Annotated in this window: 12 protein-coding genes and 2 pseudogenes; 11 read left to right on the plus strand and 3 right to left on the minus strand. The window is 43.7% G+C overall.

Features of this window, described 5'->3' with window-relative positions:
* Positions 1-250 precede the first annotated feature (250 nt).
* The 5 genes and pseudogenes from CWC29_RS17850 to CWC29_RS17875 all read left to right on the plus strand — a co-directional run.
* A pseudogene (locus tag CWC29_RS17850) lies at positions 251-398 on the plus strand (small ribosomal subunit protein uS17); the annotation flags it as partial.
* Between the two features lie 301 nt (positions 399-699).
* Positions 700-847 (plus strand): annotated as a pseudogene (locus CWC29_RS17855) (small ribosomal subunit protein uS17); the annotation flags it as partial.
* A 476-nt stretch (positions 848-1,323) separates the two neighbouring features.
* Positions 1,324-2,175, plus strand: coding sequence for a glycosyltransferase (locus tag CWC29_RS17860; protein WP_128725888.1), 852 nt, complete (start codon positions 1,324-1,326; stop codon positions 2,173-2,175).
* Between the two features lie 773 nt (positions 2,176-2,948).
* Positions 2,949-4,901: a HAMP domain-containing methyl-accepting chemotaxis protein gene (locus CWC29_RS17870; protein ID WP_128725887.1), complete on the plus strand. Its 1,953-nt coding sequence runs from the start codon at positions 2,949-2,951 to the stop codon at positions 4,899-4,901.
* Between the two features lie 97 nt (positions 4,902-4,998).
* Positions 4,999-8,457, plus strand: coding sequence for a PAS domain-containing hybrid sensor histidine kinase/response regulator (locus CWC29_RS17875; RefSeq protein ID WP_128725886.1), 3,459 nt, complete (start codon positions 4,999-5,001; stop codon positions 8,455-8,457).
* Here the strand turns inward: CWC29_RS17875 and CWC29_RS17880 are convergent, their stop codons facing one another.
* Positions 8,458-9,123 (minus strand): response regulator, encoded by a 666-nt coding sequence (locus CWC29_RS17880; protein WP_128725885.1) that lies wholly within the window; start codon positions 9,121-9,123, stop codon positions 8,458-8,460. It abuts the gene before it with no gap.
* Between the two features lie 97 nt (positions 9,124-9,220).
* Positions 9,221-11,503 (minus strand): TonB-dependent receptor, encoded by a 2,283-nt coding sequence (locus CWC29_RS17885; protein WP_128725884.1) that lies wholly within the window; start codon positions 11,501-11,503, stop codon positions 9,221-9,223.
* A 248-nt stretch (positions 11,504-11,751) separates the two neighbouring features.
* Here CWC29_RS17885 and CWC29_RS17890 point away from each other — a divergent pair, with 248 nt between their 5' ends.
* The 6 genes from CWC29_RS17890 (at position 11,752) to CWC29_RS17915 (ending at position 18,626) form a co-directional block, all read left to right on the plus strand.
* Complete coding sequence (locus CWC29_RS17890) at positions 11,752-13,056, plus strand: GntP family permease (RefSeq protein ID WP_128725883.1); 1,305 nt, start codon at positions 11,752-11,754, stop codon at positions 13,054-13,056.
* A gap of 15 nt (positions 13,057-13,071) precedes the next feature.
* Positions 13,072-14,250 (plus strand): E22 family MetX-like putative esterase, encoded by a 1,179-nt coding sequence (locus CWC29_RS17895; protein ID WP_128725882.1) that lies wholly within the window; start codon positions 13,072-13,074, stop codon positions 14,248-14,250.
* 13 nt (positions 14,251-14,263) lie between these two features.
* Positions 14,264-15,019, plus strand: a complete 756-nt coding sequence (locus tag CWC29_RS17900) for a 3-hydroxybutyrate dehydrogenase (protein WP_039494664.1) — start codon at positions 14,264-14,266, stop codon at positions 15,017-15,019.
* A gap of 8 nt (positions 15,020-15,027) precedes the next feature.
* The gene (locus CWC29_RS17905; protein ID WP_138522992.1) at positions 15,028-15,732 is read left to right on the plus strand and encodes a CoA transferase subunit A; all 705 of its coding nucleotides are present in this window, start codon (positions 15,028-15,030) and stop codon (positions 15,730-15,732) included.
* The gene (locus tag CWC29_RS17910; protein ID WP_128725880.1) at positions 15,732-16,391 is read left to right on the plus strand and encodes a 3-oxoacid CoA-transferase subunit B; all 660 of its coding nucleotides are present in this window, start codon (positions 15,732-15,734) and stop codon (positions 16,389-16,391) included. The genes CWC29_RS17905 and CWC29_RS17910 overlap by 1 nt, the downstream gene beginning before the upstream one ends.
* Before the next feature lie 888 nt (positions 16,392-17,279).
* Positions 17,280-18,626, plus strand: a complete 1,347-nt coding sequence (locus CWC29_RS17915; RefSeq protein WP_235956606.1) for an LTA synthase family protein — start codon at positions 17,280-17,282, stop codon at positions 18,624-18,626.
* Between the two features lie 168 nt (positions 18,627-18,794).
* Here the strand turns inward: CWC29_RS17915 and CWC29_RS17920 are convergent, their stop codons facing one another.
* Positions 18,795-19,442: a DUF2959 domain-containing protein gene (locus CWC29_RS17920; RefSeq protein WP_095728998.1), complete on the minus strand. Its 648-nt coding sequence runs from the start codon at positions 19,440-19,442 to the stop codon at positions 18,795-18,797.
* Positions 19,443-19,514 lie beyond the last annotated feature (72 nt).

A 19,514-nucleotide genomic window follows, 5' to 3' on the forward strand; every position in this document is an offset into this window, starting at 1 on the left:
GCTTTTGCGTTTCTGGATAATTTTTATAAATAGCTATCGAGCGTCAGATTAATACCAATTGTATTAGGTAAATGAGCAATTTGAAGCGGAGAAATAGCTTTAGTAGCTAGGCAAAAATTTTGCTATTTAGTTGTTCTAAATGAGAAATTTTTAACGACGCTAATATGGTATTTCACCCTTCAAATTGATTGGAGACTTAGTGTAATTGGTATAACCACCCTATCTACGGTACTCTTTATAGAAAGAAAGCATCAAGCGTACAACTAAGTTGCACGCACACGATGAAAACAACACAGCTACTCACAGGTGACGTCGTGACTATTCGCGAATGTGCGCCAATCTCTAAGAAAAAATCTTGGACGCTAGTTGACGTGATTGAACGTCCTAAGAAAGCTTAATTTTAGTTTTTAACTAAATTAGACTTTTATAAAGCCCCGGCATTAGCTGGGGCTTTTGCGTTTCTGGATAATTTTTATAAATAGCTATCGAGCGTCAGATTAATACCAATTGTATTAGGTAAATGAGCAATTTGAAGCGGAGAAATAGCTTTAGTAGCTAGGCAAAAATTTTGCTATTTAGTTGTTCTAAATGAGAAATTTTTAACGACGCTAATATGGTATTTCACCCTTCAAATTGATTGGAGACTTAGTGTAATTGGTATAACCACCCTATCTACGGTACTCTTTATAGAAAGAAAGCATCAAGCGTACAACTAAGTTGCACGCACACGATGAAAACAACACAGCTACTCACAGGTGACGTCGTGACTATTCGCGAATGTGCGCCAATCTCTAAGAAAAAATCTTGGACGCTAGTTGACGTGATTGAACGTCCTAAGAAAGCTTAATTTTAGTTTTTAACTAAATTAGACTTTTATAAAGCCCCGGCATTAGCTGGGGCTTTTGCGTTTCTGGATAATTTTTATAAATAGCTATCGAGCGTCAGATTAACCACCCTATCTACGGTACTCTTTATAAAAAGCATTAAGGGGATAAATGAGCGTCAGACATTAGCTAAAGAAGATAGCGTTACCTTTGCGATATTAACAATTACCAAGCACGACGTATATTTTTGAGCGATATGTTTTGCGGCTTAGTATGGTTGAAACTTAGGGTGTTTGGTGTTAGTTTCTATGTCCGTTTATCTGGTGTGAAGAAGGATACTTAGGCGATCTTTTTAGTTAGCCTTAACCAGCAATCAATAGCAATTCACATCTTATTTAGTTAGTGGATCTATCTGACAATTTTCGCGGAGTATTTTCTATATTCTGGTTTTGTATGCTTTTTAGTTACAGATATATTCTCCAATTTCCAGAGTTTATACATGTTCCAACACTTTGTACTAACCCGTTTTAATTTGCGTAAGAAAGATTGGCTAGAAACGAAATCTAAAACACAAGTCCTAACCGATGAGTGGATGAGAAATCGGTTAGAGCTATTTGAACACTATTGTTTCTCTTCAGTGAAAGCACAAACGGAGCAAAATTTTAATTGGCTCGTCTTCTTTGACGTATCGACTGCTCCTGAGTTTCGCGAAACCATAGATCGTTTAGCTTCTGAGTTCCGAGCATTCATACCTATTTATGCTGATGGAATGGAGGATTTTTTACCAGCAATACAACGAGAGTTAAATGCACGATTAACCCAGCCATATTTGATTACTTCACGTCTGGATAATGATGACTGTTTACATCAGGACTATATAAAGGAAGTACAGGCACAGTTTGATCAACAGAGCTTTTTGGCTGTAGATTTTATTGATGGCTTTACACTTCAAGTAGCCCCAAAAGTGAGATTTGCCAAACATGCGCACGTGCATAATCCATTTTTAAGTCTAATTGAGACAAGTAAAGAGTATAAAACGATTTGGTGTAATGAGCGCCATGGTTATTGGTCGGAAATTAAGCAAGTGAAGACTGTACGAAAAAAACCAATGTGGATGTCTGTGATTCATATTGAGAACAAGATTAATGCATTCAAGGGTTTTGGTGATGTGAACCTAGAGCAACTTCAGGCATTCAATATTTGTCCGAAAGCTTGGAATTACATAGAGACACATATCGAGCCATATAGAGCCTGGCGTACCCAGGGTGTATATCATCAACTTCGAACGGGTTGGAAAGTCAACGCTAAAATACTGAAAAGGAAATTATTTCATGGAGACTCGACTACTTAGCTGCCTGAGTTGAGTCGTGTTTATTTATAGTTTGTGTAAAAGTTGCCAGAAGGCTGGCTACGGTGAGTGGTTAGACCTGTGCTGTACGATGTAGTGTTGTTAGCGGATAAAGTGGATAAGTCAATCACTGTTGTTATTGAACATAATAGAGCTGCGTTACCTTCCATTAGAAAAGCAAGCGTCAAGTGTACAAATAGGTTGCACACACATGATGAAAACAACACTGCTACTCACAGGTGACGTCGTGGCTATTCGCGAATGTGCGCTAATCTTTAATAACAATTTGCCTTGATACTTATTCAATTTGAGGGAATAAGTCAGGCGCTAACTGCGTAAAAACTTTTTATTTAGAACAACTAACTAGCAAAATTTTTGCCTCAAAATAGATCTCTTAATTAAGCAAATTGGTATAAGAAAAAATCTTGGACGCTAGTTGACGTGATTGAACGTCCTAAGAAAGCTTAATTTTAGTTTTTAACGAAATTAGACTTTTGTGTTTTAAAGAGAATAAATAATAGCATTCTCTCGGTCATAACGAATTTTTGTCGTGTAACATACGCTATCCCGCTCTAACTAATATTAACCATCAACAAATTACTGCTCCTTTTAAATGCGATAAGTGCGATATATCGGCGTTCCCCTAAGTTGTTTTTTAATCGGTACATACCTTTACTAAATGATGATTCACGTCAATGATTATTGTATTAAATACAAGTAGCGTCTGCTCGAGTTGCTACTAGTCTATCCGTGAATACGATGTTTAGGGTTGTTATATGCTTACAAAGTTAAAGTTAGGTCAGCAATTATCGGTTTCATTTGGAATCATGATCGCTCTAATGATAATGCTCTCTGGAGTGGCTTATGTCGGGTTGAGCGGTGGTTTTAGTAATTTTGTCGAATATCGGAGTTTAGCTAGGGCAAGTAATCTTGCAAGTAGTTTGGAGGCAAACTTGTTGTCAACCAGAGTCAATGTCTTAAATTTTCTCAAACAACAGTCTCAAGAAGATGTACGCCAATTTGAACAAAAAACTGAGCAATTACATAAAGACTTCCTTGAAGCTAGAGAGGTCCTAACTACACCTGAATTAGTCTCGCTAGTAGAGAAAAGTGAGGAGGCTTTAACTGAATATGAAGCTAACTTTAAACAAATCCTAACGCTTTACCGTCGCAGAGATTCAGTGGTTAACAATACACTGGATCAAATAGGTCCTCAAATGCGCAAAAATGTTACTCAGCTGATGGATTTAAGTGTCGAACGCAATGATTTTAAAGGGTTGGATATTGCGGCTCATATGCAAGAAAAGCTGTTATTAGGGCGATTATTTGTCAGTAAATTCTTAGTGAGTAACCTACCTGAAGACTATGAAAGAGCAATGAAAGAACTTAAGCAAGAGAAGGATTTACTAAACCAATCTAAGTCAGAGTTTACCGACGACGTATCCAAACGTCTGCTTGCAAGTACAGGATCACTGGGTGAGCGTTACTCTCAGGGGGTAAACGAAGTTCAGCGAATTATCACTGAGAGGAACCAGTTAATAGCTGGCTCACTTAACAAAAATGGTCAAAGTATTGCGGACTATTTAGGGCGTATTAAAGAGTCGATTAAAAACAAGCAAGACAAACTGGGGCCAGTTGCTCAAGCACAAAGTGAAAACACAGTGAATTCTATTATTGTTGTTGCATGTATTGTGATCCTGCTAGGCTGTTTTTTAAGCTGGTATATTACGCGTTTAATTAAAACTCCGATTGGCGGAGAGCCAAAAGAAATTGCAGAAGTGGCATCAAGGATTGCCAGTGGAGACCTTACTATTCAATTTGACAGGGGAGAGTCGGTCAGTGGTATTTATTTGGCGATGCGCAATATGGCTGACAAACTCAAAGTCATCATTGCAGAAATTCAAAGCTCCACGCATGCATTATCTTCCTCGTCGGAAACACTTAGTGCTATCACTGCCCAGTCCAAACAAGGGGCGGACAACCAAATGGAGCAACTCAGTCATAGTGCTGTTTCGATGAATGAAATGGCTGCTACGATTGCTGAAATAACCCAAAGTGCTCAACTCGCAGCGGATGCTGCGACCGATGCGGATTCTCAATCTAATTCAGGTGTTCAAGTTGTCGTTGCAACACAGCAAGCAATGGAAGGTCTAGTTGGTAAAATAGAAAATGTTAGCAAAACCATTGAGAATCTTGAACAAGAAACAGAATCGGTTGGTTCTATTTTGGATGTTATCAGGGGTATCGCGGAGCAAACTAATCTGTTGGCGCTCAACGCAGCAATTGAAGCTGCAAGGGCTGGTGAACAAGGGCGAGGTTTTGCAGTAGTGGCCGATGAAGTGAGAAGTCTTGCGAGTCGCACCCAAAAGAGTACGGACGAAATTCAAGAGATGATCTCTAAGTTGCAAAATGAAGCGAAGCGCTCCGTTGGTATGATGCGAGAAAACGTGAAAGACGCGAAAGATACAGCGGACAAGTCAGCGAAAACGGATGAAGTGTTACAAGCGATTTCTTCATCTGTGAGTACGATTAAAGATATGAATCTACAAATTGCCAGTGCTTCTGAGGAGCAAAACACGGTTACACAGCAAATTTCGCAAAGTGTGACCGAAATTAGTGAAACCGCGCAAGAGACTGCAACGGGAGCGGAGCGGGCGTCAGAGGAAGCGTTATCGCTGTTGTCGTTGTCCCGCGCACTAGATAAGTCGGTGAGCAGTTTTAGGTTATAAGTGATGATACTAAGCATTGGGGGATAGCACTAAAGTGTGCTGTCTTTTTACAGTACAGCCGCTATGCTAGAGCAAACAATAAAAAATCATCACAGTTATGTTTTCTATCGGGCTGATAAGTCTTATTGCGCTGCTGTATTTAGCGCTTTTATTTACCATTGCATGGGGCGCAGATAGGGCGAGTACAAAATTTCGGTCTTATCATGCCAAGCAAGTTACTTATGCCTTGTCACTTGGGGTATATTGCACCTCTTGGGCGTTTTTTGGTACTACCGCGCAAGCTGCAAATAATGGCTGGTGGCTTGCCCCAACTTATGTTGGCACGATTTTACTGTTTATATTTGGTTGGCAAGTCTACACACGAATTGCTGAAATATGCCGCCAGCAGCAGCTCACTTCCATGGCGGACTTTATTGCCACGCGTTATGGTAATTCTTCTAGTTTGTCTGGACTCATTTCTCTGATCTCTGTTATTGCGGTCGTGCCCTATATTGCTCTTCAGCTCAATGCTACCAGCGCCAGTATCGGTATGCTAACAAGTGACACCCAGCGGGTGAGTGTCGCGTTTTGGCAGGATAGTACTTTTTATATCACCTTACTGTTAGCTCTATTCGCAATTTTATTTGGCACGCGTAGGCTGAGACCGAGTGAGCATAACCCAGGGTTGATGACTGCAATCGCCTTTGAGTCATTAGTTAAGTTGCTGGCGTTTATTGCCGTTGGTGTCTACGTCTGTTTTGTACTCTTTGAATCGCCCACTCACTTATTTAGCCAGGCGGATCAGCAGGGAATTACCAAGCAAATAGAGGCAACTGCTAGCCCAACCTATGTTTATTTAGTCCATGTTCTCTTAGGGGTATTGGCAACGCTTTGTTTGCCGAGGCAGTTTCATACCTCTTTTATTGAATATGATGAACAAAACCAATTTAAGACCGCACGCTGGTTATTTCCCGTTTATTTGTTGCTAATTAATTTGTTTATTTTGCCAATCGCCTACGCCGGACTGGTGTATTTTAATGGTCAAGATGTTGGCTACGATACGTTTGTGCTCGCCTTACCACTGGGTTCTGATGCGCCTCTAGTTGCTTTGACAGCCTTTCTGGGAGGGTTTTCTGCGGCGACGAGCATGGTGATAGTTTCAGCCATCGTGCTATCTATTATGATCACCAACGACTTTATCAATCAATTTTTGTTGCGCCGCTCGCAGTTAAATTCAAGCCATCGGGGCTTATCTAAGTTTAATCTGCTCAATGCTCGACGGGTGGTTATTGTTGGCATTTTATTATTGAGTTACGCCAGTCATCGAGTGCTTGCTGAGGGCAACACGTTGGCCAATATGGGACTCATGTCATTTGCCTTGGTTGCGCAGTTTGCGCCTGCAATGGTGGTTGGTTTATGGTGGCGAGGGGCTTCATGTTTAGGCGCGCAATTGGGGATTGTGACGGGTTTTGCTATTTGGTTTTACACGCTGTTATTACCGAGCTTGATCAGTGGCTTTAACTTCGAAAGTCACTGGCTGAGCGCGGGACCCATGAATATCACATGGTTAGCACCTTTAGACTTTTTGGGTCTGGGATTAGATAGTACGAGCCAGTCCGTCTTGATCTCTTTAAGTGCAAATCTGCTGGTTTATTTGCTGGTGCCGTTTATTTCATCTGCACGTCTTGCTGAGCGATTACAAAGCAATAAATTTGTAATGCCGTCCAAATCTGCACAGTCCGCTAACACGGTATTGAGTTACCAAGACTTGGCAACATTACTGCAGCGCTTTAGCGAACAAGCGCGTGCGCAGCAGCTTGTAGAGCTTCATTTCCCTAAAGAGCCTGCAAACTGGAAGTTGCCAGCGCCATTGCAAGTTGAAAATATGATCGAGCGGGAGATGTCGACTCTCGTTGGCGGGGCATCTGCGAAACTGATTTTAGATGTCGCCAAAGATGAAAAACGCCAACCTTTAGAGCAAGTTGCAGAATTTGTCGATGAAGCGTCACAGGTGCTACGTTTTAATCGCGATTTACTACAGTCGACGATAGAAAACGTCAGTCAGGGGATAAGTGTAGTGGATAGTCAACTGCAATTGGTTGCTTGGAACCAGCGCTACGCAGAAATGTTTAATTATCCAGACAATGCGCTGTTTATTGGGCGTCCTGTGGCTGAGCTTATTCGTTACAATGCGCAGCGTGGACTATTTGGTGATGCTGATGTCGAGCAGCAAGTAGAGAAGCGTCTATCACATTTACGACGAGGCAATGCGTATCGCTACCGCCGCGAGCATCACGATGGCCGAGTGTTTGAAATGCAAGGTAACCCACTGCCTGGAGGTGGATTTGTAACGACCTATACGGATATCACCGAGTTTGTAAAACAACAATCCTTACTAGAGCAAGCTAATGTAAATCTAGAAGAAACGGTCGCGGCGAGGACCAAAGACTTGATAGACGCTAACCGTGCTTTATCTTCTGCGAAACGCCAAGCGGAACATGCAACGGAGAGTAAGACCCGTTTTTTCGCCGCAGCAAGTCATGACCTGTTACAGCCATTCAATGCAGCTAGCCTGTTTTGCTCATTAATGAGTGAAAAGGCCCAAGGGACTGAACTAGCTGAGCTTTCGCAAAGCATCAAAAGCTCATTGGCTAGTGCTGAAGAGCTTTTGTCGAGCATTCTTGAGCTAACAAAGTTAGAGGCTGGAGCGTTTAAGGTTAATCGCTCGCGCTTTGCGTTGTCGTCACTGTTGGAACCATTGGAAAACGAATATGGGGCGGTTGCGAAAGACAAAGGGTTAGCGTTTGCGGTGCGGGTTTGCGATGTCATGCTCTACACTGATAAAGCACTGCTAAAAAGGGTATTAGGAAACTTACTGAGTAACGCTATCCGTTACACTGAGTCTGGTACGGTAAGGCTTATCGCTGAATGTCAGGGGGAGAGTGTTTCTATCATTGTTGAAGACACTGGCGTGGGCATTGCAAAGCAAGATCAGGACGCCATATTTCAAGAGTTCAAACAGCTCCATAGTAAAGAGCTAGCGCAGGGGTTAGGACTCGGGCTTGCTATCAGCAAACGAATATGCGAAGTGTTGGAAATTCCCATCACCCTCGGCTCACAACTTAATAAAGGCACACAATTTACCTTAACATTGCCAAGCCTTGGGGGGCAGACGGATAAAAAGGCTGAAGTAACCGCTGACAAGCTCAGCGGTGATTCGCAATTATCGGGTCTGTCTATTTGGCTACTCGATAATGATGCCAACGCACTGGATGCACTATCACAAGTATTGCTAAGTTGGGGGTGTAAGGTGGCCGTAGCGCGAGATGAAGCAGCGCTTAGTGCACTGCAAGCAACGAGTCGGGCTGATATGTTGATCGCGGATTATCAGCTTGATCATGGTGTCACCGGACTTGAGGTAATTACGGCGCTTGCGCTGGACAATATGCCAATCATTATCAACACAGCTAACCACGACGAGGCTATTCGCGAGCAAGTAAGTGATGCCGGGATCCCATTACTTTATAAACCGCTTAAAATACCAGCCCTAAAGCGCATGATTAAACGATTAATTTAGTTAAGCACTCGCTTCATCGTCGAGGTGTACATCCGTAGCCAGCTGATTAAAGAGGATCCCAGCTTGGGTGCGGTTATACACATTGAGCTTTTTTAAAATTGCTGAAACATGCTGTTTGATGGTGGTCTCTTGAATCGACATTGCATATGCAATCTGCTTATTCAAAAGGCCGTCGGCAATCATCGTTAACACGCGATATTGCTGCGGTGTTAGCTTTTCTAAATTACGTGCAAATTGCGCTTGTTCGCTGTCACTTTCTGGCGCGATATCCACGATTTCAGGCAACCAAGTTTCTCCTTCAATAACGAGCTTGATAGCATCACTAATCACTTCTAGTGAGGAAGACTTGGGAATATAAGCGCTTGCCCCGAGGGCAACACATTGACTAATAATGGCTGCCGATTCGTTGGCTGAAACCATGATCACTAGTATGTCTGGATACTGATTTCTTAACCGGGCAAGACCTTCGAGACCTTTCGCGCCTGGAATAGATAAGTCCAAAAATACTAGCTCTGTTTCAGGATGCGCGAGCAACATCTCGAATAAGCTGTCTAAGGTACTGGCTTCTTTGATAGGATCATGACCAATCGCTTGTGCAGCGGCTTGTTTGAGAGCGCTGCGAAATAATGGGTGATCATCAGCGATGATTGCTTGCACCTGAGACATCCTTAACTAACTCCTAGTATCCGTTGTTATAGGGTATTTCCAAAACTACATCAAGTGATTGAGATAGCGAGGCTTCCTTGCAGCCTCGCTTTCGATGCTAAAAACGATAACCTACGGTAAGCGAAACGGTTCTTGGGTCGCCAAAGTAGCCTATCAAAGTATTATCACCACCAAGCCCCGGCGTATATTTACTCACATTACTCGGATCGCTCGGATCTGGTGTCACGAACTGATAGCCTCCTATCATATATTCTTCATCGGTCAGGTTTTTCCCATGAAGACCAACACGCCAATTGCCATCTGTGCTATACCAATTAATACTCAGATTGACTAAACCATAGCTATCCTGCGTCAGTAGGCTATCTTCCTCAAATAAGACATAATCACCACGATGGTAGTAGCTGGCATTGAATACCCAATCGCCAATATCGCTGTAGAGTTTATATGTCGCCCCAAGGTTAAAAGTTAAATCAGGGGTGTTAGAAATACTAAAGCGGTCTGATTTATCAAATGTCGCACCCGTGTCTGGGTTAGTATCGAGTACCTCTTCAAAGTCGCTGTCGATATATCCTATCGCGGCGTCAAAACTCAGCGCCTCTGTGGCGACATAGCTCAGCTCGGCTTCAATACCATTTGCTGTAGACTTACCGATGTTGCCAAGTCGTTGGTTTAGATCGGCAGAAGTTGCACCGGGCAATACGGAAATATATTGGCGGTCTTTGTGATCTAATGTGAATAGCGTGATATTGGCTCTTAGATTGTCGTTCCATTCGCTTTTCATACCGATTTCGAATGAATCTACGATTTCAGGGTCTGCAGCAGGCTCTGCGGTGCTAGCTCTGGGGTTGAAGGTGCCGGATTTAAATCCTTGAGCATAGCTGGCAAAGAACATGATATCGCGGTTGTATTGATATTCCACTCCCACTCTTGGCGTAAACCGTGACCAATCTTCTTCATCATCAAGCACTGACGGTACGAGCTCACCGGCAGGGCGTGTATAACCTGGGATCCAATTTGATTCGGGATACACGACATCAAAGACCAAACCATTACTGACTTGTGCTTCTTTGCTGTCTTTAGTGTAACGAGCGCCCAATGTGAGCGACCACTGCTCTGCTAAATCAATGGTGCCTTGAATATACGCGGCTTTACTATTTGAGTTGTTACAACCACTCACTTCTCGCGTAAGACCGGGAGCGCCCAAGCTTTGTCCTAATACCTCCAAAATTGCTTGGAATTGGCCGCATGACTCGCCATCGTAATAATATAGACCTGAGACAAATTTGTAGCCGTTACCTGCATGGCTTAGCTGTATCTCATGCGTGGTTTGTTCATCATCATAAATGGCGGGTACATCAAAGATCCGCAATGGCGTATTATCAAAGTCGATATTGGTCGGGGAATAACTATCTCGGCTAGCGCCGATGTATTTTATTGTGGTGGCGTCAGAAAAGTCCCAGCGAGCGGTCAAACTATATCCCTCAAGTTCGACTTTATTCCACGTTGGCATACTGGTGTAAGAATCAAATACGCTGTCAGGCACGGGAGCGTCAGTCAGTAAGCTCGGCAACAAGCGATAACCCCCTTTAGAGTTAGAGTCATCGTCGGTTTTATCCCATGCTAAACGGAAGAACAAGTCGTCGCTTGGACGATATTCCAAGGTTAACCGTGCAGCTTGAATTTCTTTATTGTAGTTTTCCTTATCTTGGCCGGGTAGCGTTGAAACCTTGAACTCGCCAAAACCATCTCGATTTAAAGTAGCAAAGCCATAACCTAAGTAGAGTGTGTCTTCCACGAGCGGCAATTGACCTGTGATCTTAAGATCGCGTTGATTATAACTACCAACAGTCCCTTCCACGTTAAAAGTCGCATCGCCAGACATTTCCTTAGTGACATATTTTATAGCGCCACCAATGGTGTTTTTGCCATATAGCGTTCCTTGCGGTCCTCGTAATACTTCAATCTGTTGTACATCAAGGAGGTCGAGTACAGCCCCTTGCGGCCTTGCCAAATAAATGTCATCGACGTAAATGCCGACACCGGGTTCATAACCCCATAATGGGTCTTGTTGCCCGACACCACGAATAAAGGCTGTGAGGGTAGAGTTAGTGCCTCGGCTAGCTTGAAGCGTGGTATTGGGTGAAAACTGCTGGACTTCAGAGAGTACCGAGATGCCATTTTCGAGTAGATCGGTTTCACCGATAGAAGTCACTGCAACTGGAACGGTTTGAAGGTTTTCTACCGTCTTACGCGCCGTGACTTCAATGCGTTCTAGCTTGCCTTCTGATTGTGTTGCTTGTTCTGCTGCCGCTGGGTTGACTTGAGTTGCGAGTGTAATAGCCAACGCGATAGCTGAATATCTAGGTTGGTAAATGTTCATCCTGTGGTCCCTATTATTGTCATTTTGGGTGCTTGTTGTCACACCAAAGCATAGGGGAGTTGTAAAGTTTTTCTATTAGTACCTTAGTACTAATACCTTGATACGCTAGGATTAACACGGGGTGTAGAGCTTCTATAACCTTAGTACTATGGTTTTTATTGCGCCTGCACGCCACACTGATATTCATCAACAGCATGCCCAACACATCAACTTATAACGGGCATTAATAACAATAAAAGGAAGCCCTTATGCTCAGTATGCTTGGACTGGCAGGAGGACTTGGCCTGCTTATTTGGCTAACTCTCCGTGGCGTAAACTTGTTTATCGCAGCTCCACTTTGCGCTTTATTGGTCGCATTAACGAGTGGCGTTGCGCTATTTCCCACAGAAGCTGTAGAAAGCAGCTTTCTTACACTTTATATGGATGGCTTTGCTGGCTTTTTGAGTGCTTGGTTTTTCATGTTCTTGCTTGGCTCTTTGTTCGGTAAGTTCATGGAAGACAGTGGTGCTGCCGACAGCGTCGCACGCTATATTGTCGACAAGTTAGGTATGAAACATGCGGTATTAGCGGTGGTGATTGCCTGTGCGGTACTAACGTATGGCGGCGTCAGTGTTTTTATTGTTGCTTTCTCTGTCTATCCTATGGCGCTTAGCTTATTTAAAGATGCCAATTTACCAAGGCGCTTTATTCCCGCAACTCTGGCTTTCGGCTCAGTCACCTTTACCATGACTTCGGCAGGCTCTCCTGAAATCCAAAACTGGATCCCAATAAAATATTTAGGCACGTCGCCTTATGCAGCTTGGGAAGTCAGTCTAGTGGTTGCCACGTTTATGGCTATTACTGGCTATTGGTGGTTGAAAAAGATGATAGCCAAAGCGGTGGCAAATGGTGAGCACTTTGAGGCGAAAGAAGACGACCCTGAAATCCATGAACGTAACTATCCTCATCCAATCACTGGCGTACTGCCTCTAATCGTGGTGTTGATTTTATCTTTTACACTTCATGATGTGCTGCAGCAAAGTGCACTTATTGTAGCTCTACTTGGCGGTGTACTCAGTATTGTTGCGATTAATTTTAAGTATTTTCACAATATGGGGGCCGCGATTAACTTGGGTACAACAGGTGCGCTAGTTGCTATCGGTAATACCAGTGCGGTAGTGGGTTTTGGTGCGGTAGCAAAAAACACCGAGGCATTTCAATTAGCGGTCGAGTTGATGACACAAATGCCGGGTAATGAGCTACTTGGCGCCGCTGTGGCGGTAAGTGTGATAGCCGGTTTAACCGGCTCTGCATCCGGTGGGCAAGCTATTGCGTTACCTTTAGTGGCACCGCACTACATTGATGCGGGTGTCAATCCAGAACAATTACATCGTGTTGTCGCTATTAGCTCAGGCGCTTTGGATACCTTACCGCACAACGGTTATGTGGTCACAACCATTCGCGCCATCTGTAAAGAAACACATCAACGAGCATACTGGTCCATGGCTGCGTTGACTGCGGTCGTGCCGCTGGTGGGCGTTGCCCTCGCATTAACCCTATTCATCTTATTTTAACGGAGAGATACAGCAATGAAGCGGATTTTCCTGTTACTTTTGTTCGTTGCCAGCCATATCGTCTATAGCAGTGAGACAAACAAATCTATGCTGGTTGAAAAGCGGGCATTTACACTCGCGCATTTTACTACAGAGTCTGGAGTCAGCATTCCTGACGTTAAGGTCGGCTGGGAAAGCTATGGCAAATTAAATGCCGACAAAAGCAATGCAATTTTGATCACGCATTTCTTTTCAGGCACATCTCACGCTGCGGGTAAGTATCGAGAGTCTGACGTATTGGCAGGTTACTGGGATGCCATTATCGGCCCGGGCAAAGCGATAGATACTAACAAATACTTCGTGATAAGTTCAGATACTTTGGTCAACGCAAATTGGCATAATAAAGATGTGATCACAACGGGCCCTGCATCCATTAATCCAAAGACGGGCAAACCTTATGGCTTGGATTTTCCCGTGGTGACCATCGGTGATTTTGTTGAAGTACAAAAGCAACTATTGGATAGCTTAGGTATCGACAAACTACATGCGGTGATGGGCGCGTCTATGGGATCTTTCCAAGCGTTAGAATGGTCGGTGCGCTACCCCGAAAAAGTGTCACGTTTAATTCATGTGATTGGCGCGGCAAAGATGGATGCTTGGACCGTTGCGGCGTTAGAGAAATGGGCTTTACCCATCCGCCTTGATCCAAATTGGCAGGGCGGGGACTACTACGACGGGGAAAGGCCACTTGCTGGACTCACGGCCACGATGCTTAATATCACTCAAGACGCGATGCACCCCGCTATTTATAACGCCAGTTTTCCAGACTTTATTGTGCTTGATCCCAAAGCAAAGCAAGATATTCGTCAGCTTCCTAAACTCAGCCAAACGCTAGCCACGCGCGCACGAGCAAGGGCCGAAACGCAAGACGCGAATTCTATCTTGTATTTAGTCCGCGCCTCGCAACTATACACCGCAGGCATGCAAGGTAATTTTGATAGTGCTATCGATAAAATCACAGCAAAGGTTTTATTGATGCCTGCAAGCAATGACTTGTTATTAAGGCCTGAGCCCATTCGTAAGTTAGCAGAAACCCTTAAAGCCAAAAATAAAGACGTGCAAATTACAGAGATAGAAGGCGTTTGGGGGCATTTAGACGGTATTTTTTCAATTCAATCACAGGCTGACACTATTGCTCAGTTCTTAGCAAAATAATCAAGGAGTGACGATGAAGACGGCGTTGATCACAGGGGCTGCAAGTGGCATTGGTCGCTATATCGCGATGGCCTTGAGCAAACAAGGTTACAGTTTATTGCTTGTAGATTTGAACTTAGCGCAAGCACAGACGGTGGCTGAGTCTATCGTCAGTGACGGAGGAAATGCACAAGCGTTTGCGCTCAATATCGCTAATAAGCAAGACATCGCTGACTTTGTCCGTCAGCACGATAACATTGATGTGCTTATCAATAACGCAGGTGTGCAACATGTTGAAGCACTGGAGCATTATCCAGAAGATAAATGGCAATTGCTGCAAGACGTGATGCTAACAGGCCCAGCCATGTTGTGTAAGGCAGTATTGCCGCATATGCGCAGAGGAGGCTTTGGCCGTATCGTCAATATTGGTTCTATCCATGCTTTAGTCGCTTCTAAGTATAAGTCTGCTTATGTCGCTGCAAAACATGGGTTGATGGGATTTGGTAAAGTATTGGCGCTGGAAACCGCAGACTGCGATATCACTGTGAACACCATTTGCCCCGCTTATGTAAAAACCCCATTGGTAGAACAGCAAATTACCGCGCAAGCGAAACAGCATGGGATCAGCGAAGATGAAGTGATAAACAATATCATGTTGGCACCAATGCCGAAAAAGGCGTTTATAGGGTTGGATGAGATTGCCCACGCTGTTAATTTTTTACTCGCAAATGAGTCACGCAACATTACTGGCCAAGCCATTGTGCTTGACGGCGGCTGGACAGTGCAATAGGAGGAATGATGGCTGGTTTTGATAAGGTAGTCGTAAGCTACGACGAAGCAATGGCAGGACTGTGTGATGGCATGACCGTGATTGCAGGGGGCTTTGGTTTGTGCGGGATCCCTGAAGGTTTGATAAACCAAATACGCCACATGGGCACAAAGGACTTAACCGTGGTTTCTAATAACTGCGGAGTAGACGGGTTTGGTTTAGGGGTTTTGCTTGAGGACAAGCAGATCCGCAAAATGGTGGCTTCCTACGTGGGAGAAAACGCCTTGTTTGAGCAGCAGTTATTGAGCGGTGTATTGGAAGTTGAATTAACCCCGCAAGGGACACTTGCAGAAAAAATGCGCGCAGGTGGAGCCGGGATCCCCGCTTTTTATACCGTGACAGGCGTTGGTACACCCGTCGCTGAGGGTAAAGAGGTAAAAACGTTTGGTGACAGAGAATATATTTTAGAGCCGAGTATTACGGGAGACTTTGCTATTGTAAAAGCGTGGAAAGCAGACCGTTTTGGCAATTGTGTTTATCGCCACACCGCCATGAACTTTAATCCAATGGCTGCAACAGCTGGAAAAATTACCGTTGTTGAAGTGGAAGAAATTGTAGAGCCCGGCGAAATCGAACCGAGCCAAATTCATACTCCTGGAATTTATATCGATAGAGTGATTTTAGGACAGTTCGAAAAACGCATCGAAAAACGTACCGTGAAGGAGCAGGCATAATGGCATTAACCAGAGAGCAAATGGCCATGCGAGTGGCACAGGAATTAAGAGATGGGTTTTATGTCAATCTTGGTATTGGGATCCCCACGCTGGTGGCCAATTATGTACCACAGGGCATGGATGTTATACTGCAATCGGAAAACGGCTTATTAGGAATGGGGGCTTATCCAACCGAGCAGGAAGTGGATGCGGATATGATCAATGCGGGTAAGGAAACCGTTACGGCCCGCACGGGAGCTGCCATTTTTAGTTCTGCAGAAAGCTTTGCAATGATCCGTGGCGGTCATGTGGACCTGACAGTGCTTGGCGCTTTTGAAGTGGATCAACAAGGTAATCTCGCCAGCTGGATGATCCCAGGTAAGCTTATCAAGGGCATGGGTGGCGCGATGGACCTGGTCGCTGGGGCTAAAAATATAATTTGCACTATGACGCATGCGAATAAACAAGGTGAGTCCAAGCTGCTACAGCACTGTAGTTTACCGCTCACCGGCGTAAACTGTATCAATAAGATAGTAACCGATCTTGCGCTGCTTGAAGTCAAAGGTGGCGCGTTTCATTTACTTGAGCGAGCTCCAGGTGTTAGCGTCGCGGAAATTCAAGCAAAAACAGCTGGTATATTGATCTGCCCAGATGACGTACCGGAGATGGCGTTTAGCTAGGGTTGAACTAAAGCTAAGCTTCCATGCTATGCACGCAGCTGGCTTTAACGCGAGCTGCGCTACATTTGTTATTCTGCGCCGCTTCCACAAAGTGGCTTGTAATCAACATACCTTCTCAGTTATCTAAAAGTCCTATTTTTCCCTTAATTATCCTTCCCCTGCTATAGCTTCTCATCGTAGTCATAAAATTGTAAAAAATAGTAAACACTTACCTATAAAGCCTCCCATATAAACCTGAAATTGGTACAATTGTTTATTACAATTTGCAAAGGACATTCAATGCAAGCTTCTTTTAGCGCACCAAAGGTGGGGCGGTGGTACCTTTTTATTACTGAGAGTTGGAAGATACTTTTATTATGGCTGAGTGGGGTATTTCTACTTATGTCATTTAGGCTATTTTATCTATTTCATTTCAGCGAGAACATTTCGTTAAATATCACGGCTAAGCAAATATTTGATGCCTTAGCCACTGGTTTTAAATTTGACTCCTCCGCTGCTGGAGTTTGTCTCGCTATTCCTTTTTTGCTGAATTGTTTCCTACAACCTTTGCGATTAGATAATTGGGTTAGACGAGTACGCAATATGATAGGGCTAATTTATCTGAGTGTTTTTGTATTATTAGGAATCTGCGGGATAACTTATATCAGCGAGTATGGAACTCAATACAATTATTTTATGCTGGAAGGGTTATATGATGATCAGCAGGCTATACTGAGCACGGCCATTCAGCAGTATAAGCCCTGGGGGAGTTTGTTGAGCATAGGTATACTGCTATCTTGCGTAGTCGTATGGACTCGTTTTGTGGATAAGAGAAGTTATCGCTTACTGATAAACATTTGTCCGAAGAGCAGAATCAAGCAAGCAATTATTTCGATATTGGTGTTCGTTATGTTTGTTTGCGCCGCTAGAGGCTCATTTGACTCTCGTCCTGCATCAAGAAAGTGGTCGGCCGTCACTACAGATCCATTTGTAAACAACTTAGTTATTAACCCGTTCCGTAGTTTCTTTTACGCGATACAAGACTATGGTGAATTAAATCAGCTCACCACGTTAAGTACTAATCCTTATTTGGCCGATAAGCATGAGATCGATGATGCGCTGCTAAATAATGAAACCCGTAGTATGGGGCCCTTAATTCAAAAACCTTCGCGCATTTTTTACATTGTAATGGAAAGCTTTGATTCTTGGCCTCTGCAGGATAAATATAGGGATTTAGCGCTAACAGAAAATTTTCATCGACTAAAAGCAAAGGGGATTTATGTTGAACAAGCGTTGCCTGCTGCTTCTAGTACAATGAACTCATTGTCCAGTCTAGTTACAGGGATTCCATTTAGTGGTATTAACATGAGCCGTCTCACGAGTAAGGCTCAAACATACTCGCTAATCCATTTGATGGAGGATCAAGGTTATACATCACAATTTTTTTATGGTGGCTTATTGTCTTGGCAAACGGTAGGTGAGTTTATGAGTAGACATGGCGTCGATCACGTCTATTCTGCTGCAAATGCTGGAGGCAAGGGGAGCGCTGGTGTATGGGGGGTTGATGATGGGCAATTATTTGATCTCGTTAGCCAGTCAGTGCCAGAAAATAGCTTTAATTTGATTATGACGACTAGCTACCATGGCCCATTTAATTTAGATTTGTCAGCTAGCGATTACCCTTGGAAAAACGGTGACTACCCAGTTCAGTTTCAGCGGATGGGTGATGAAGTGTTATCAGCTAACACTCTTGGACACTTATGGTATTCAGATCAAATGATGGGACAGTTTGTGGATAATATGCAACGCAAATACCCTGACGCGCTATTTATCATTACTGGAGATCACTACAGCCGCCGCTATTTTCATGCTAAGCCTAACTTGTACGAACTCACCCATGTCCCAATCCTTATACTGGGGCAAGGGGTTTCACCTAAATTGAGTAACCGAACAATTGCTTCACATATGGATATCACAGCAACGATTATGGACTTGATAGCAAGGTCCAACACATCGTTTTCTAGTTTTGGCTATTCACTTGTTGGTTCTGAAGCTCCAGAAAATGTTTTTGGTTATAAAACAATTCGAGATACGGAGCGAGTTTGGAAACAAGGTGATGGTGAGCAGTTTTATAGCTATCAGGTTAACCCCAAACAGGGTGATAAAGGTGTTGAGCAGCCAGCACCAACCCTTGAATATCAAACTTATATGGCTGCTGCATGGCAATTACTAATGGGGAGTCCTACACCTCATTAAACTGCGACGTGGGCCAATATAGACTGTTAAACCCGAGGGCCATACTAATCTTTTGATTAGCATGGCCTGTAATCGTATTCTTATAAGTGCAAATCACTATAGCAGTGAGGTATGCTTTTTGGATGATACTATTTAGTCTTATTTATTAACTGTTAATGACTAAGATACTCACGCGCTACGTGCATTCATCTCAGCAATAAACTTGTTCGAATCTTCAATAGAGCGGTTCATATCAGCGATTAGGGCGCTAATATCACGCTTTAACCCCGTAAACTCACCTTTAATAGCGCTTACCGCTTGTGCATTTAGGTTATGTTTAAGATACAGCACATTATCTTGTAGCGAGTCGAGCACGGGCTGCATTTTGGCTTCACTGCTGCGCATTGAGCGAAGTAAGCGTTCAAATTGGCGCTGTGTTTGGCTTAATTGCTTAGCACTCTCGCGTTTTAGGTTTGCACTTGAATATTGCTCAAGTTCATCTTGCCACTCGTCAAATAGCGCATTGGCTACGTCTTCCACTTTGTCTATATTGCTACTTACTTCAGCTGCAGCGGCAAGGGATGACTGGTAGTCATCGTTAAGCAGGTTATAGGCTTCTTGTAATTCACCACCATCAAAGTTAATTAACGTGGTGAGTCTTTCCAACGCCGATTGAAACTCTTTTTGTGATTCCTCTTGGGACTCCTTTGTTTCTTCGACACGATCAACCAATATCTCGCGTTTATGCACACCAAACTTTTCCATAGTGGCGTAATAGGCACTCTGGCAGCCAGTAACGAGTAAAAGTAACACTGCGCTTAAGGTGAGTTTCTTCATTTGCACTCCCGGGCTCTAGAAGGTCAATAATTAGTAAGTGGCCACGTGACCGTCGTTATATATTACTATTTA

Source organism: Pseudoalteromonas galatheae (assembly GCF_005886105.2).
Lineage (GTDB): Bacteria > Pseudomonadota > Gammaproteobacteria > Enterobacterales > Alteromonadaceae > Pseudoalteromonas > Pseudoalteromonas galatheae.